Source organism: Glycomyces tenuis DSM 44171 (genome assembly GCF_000427885.1).
In the GTDB taxonomy this organism is placed as follows: domain Bacteria; phylum Actinomycetota; class Actinomycetes; order Mycobacteriales; family Micromonosporaceae; genus Glycomyces; species Glycomyces tenuis.
The window spans coordinates 1-1,766 of the sequence record NZ_ATYW01000043.1 but is presented as its reverse complement, the minus strand read 5'-3'; the positions used below and the strand labels follow the sequence as shown (position 1 = coordinate 1,766).

General features: G+C 64.8%; 1 protein-coding gene and 1 pseudogene. One reads left to right on the top strand and one right to left on the bottom strand.

Annotated elements, in window-relative coordinates; translation table 11 throughout:
* Nucleotides 1-1,051, bottom strand: a 1,051-nt coding sequence (locus tag YWW_RS32755) for a recombinase family protein (RefSeq protein ID WP_162145997.1), incomplete at its 3' end; no start/stop codon positions are given.
* A gap of 154 nt (nucleotides 1,052-1,205) precedes the next feature.
* Here YWW_RS32755 and YWW_RS32750 point away from each other — a divergent pair.
* Nucleotides 1,206-1,766, top strand: a pseudogene (locus YWW_RS32750) (hypothetical protein); the annotation flags it as partial.

Genomic DNA, 1,766 nt, shown 5'->3' with positions numbered 1-1,766 from the left:
GCTGCGCGCACCGGTAGATCGGCTCATCCGGCTGGTTGCCCGGGCGTGAGCGTGTGTACCGGTAGAGCCGCTCCCCGCAGTTGCCGCACCGGGCGAGATCCTTCAAGAGGTAGGTTTCGGTGACCGGTTTCTTGGGGCGGTTACCGAAGAACTTCGTCTTCTTGGACTCGTCGGCCATCGTCAGCAGCGCCTTGTACTCCTCCTCGGTGGCCAGGGGCTCGGCGAACTGGACCGGCATGCCGTCCTCGCCGCAGACCACGCGCCCCTGATGCATCGTGTAGCCCAGCAGGGTGGGGCTGGTCAGGAGCCGGTTGACCGTGTTCTGCTGCCAGAACGCCCCGCCGAGGGGCGTCGGTGTCTGCCGGTCGTTGAGCTCGCGGCGAATCCGCCCGATCGACCAGCCGTCCAGACGCCAGGCGATCATCTCGCGCACGACCTTGAACTGGTCAGGATCAGGCTCGACCAGGAACGACCGGTCCGCTTGACGCACCGCACGGTAGCCGTAGGCGAGACGACCACCCACGTAGCGGCCCTCGCGTCGGGCCTTGGCCCGCATATCGGCCGAGCGCTGCGAGGCCATCACTCGCTCCCACTCGGCACAGATGCTCATCACATAGGCGAGCATCATCCCCGTCGGCGTGGTCGAATCGAGCACGTTGTCCGAAGTGGCGACCATCTTCCCGTGTTCTTTCGCCCAGTCGAGGAACTTCGAGAAGTGGGACACTGAGCGCGAATATCGGTCGAGTTTCCAGGCGCACAGGCCGTCGAACTCGTGGCTGCGATGTTTCAGCCATTCCCCGAGTTCACCTCGCTCCCATGGATCTACCCCGCCTGAAACGTCGAGGTCGATCGCCCAGCCGACGATCTCGCAGTCATGCTGCTGCGCCCACAGAATGATCGCCTCGCGCTGGCGCTCGGGCGAGGTGGTCACGTCGGTCTCGTGCGAGAGCCGGATGACCCCCAGAATGCGGCGGTACTCCCGCTGGGACTCCGTGGCTGCGGCGGTGCCGATCGACGCGAGGTACTTGTCAAGGTTCACGATGGCCTCCAAATTTCGTAAATGATAATTATTCGGACTAATTACTATACATGAAGGCCGTAAATCTGTAACTTTTCACTGGGCCGACGGCGGCGAGACGGTCGCGGCGAACCTGATCCTGCTGTGCAGATTCCACCACGGCAGGATTCACACCACAGGATGGAGCGTGGAGAAGACCGGACCGGGCCAGGCCTTGATCGTCCACCACGACGGCCACACCGACACCGACCCCGACCTCCGGTGCGGCTGCGCCGACTGGCGCAGTATCGAAGATCTTGAAGCCGAGTTCACCGATGATGTCGCCAACATCTTCCCCACCGGCCTCTACCCCGAAGAATGGTCCGAAGCACTCAAACCCGACCTCGAAGCCGCCGCCGAAGCCGCCGAACAAGCCCGGATCGAAGCCCAGATCAAGGCCGCCCGCGCCCGGCTGCGAGCACGCTTCACAGCACCGACAGGCCAACCCGAACCGGCCCCCAGCACCAACACCGAGACCACCACCCCTCCCGAAGGCGAGACCACCACCGGCCCCGACACCCAGACCAGGACCAGGACCAGGACCGGGATACGACCCGCACCCGAACCGGCCTCACTCCCCGCCTTACCCCGCCCGCCACGGAACGCCCGTGGCGGGGAAGGAAACACCCATAGGTCGCTCAACTCGAACCCCAGCAGGGTCCGAGCCCTCCCCCATGCCCAGACACACCGACACACCCCCACCAGACAC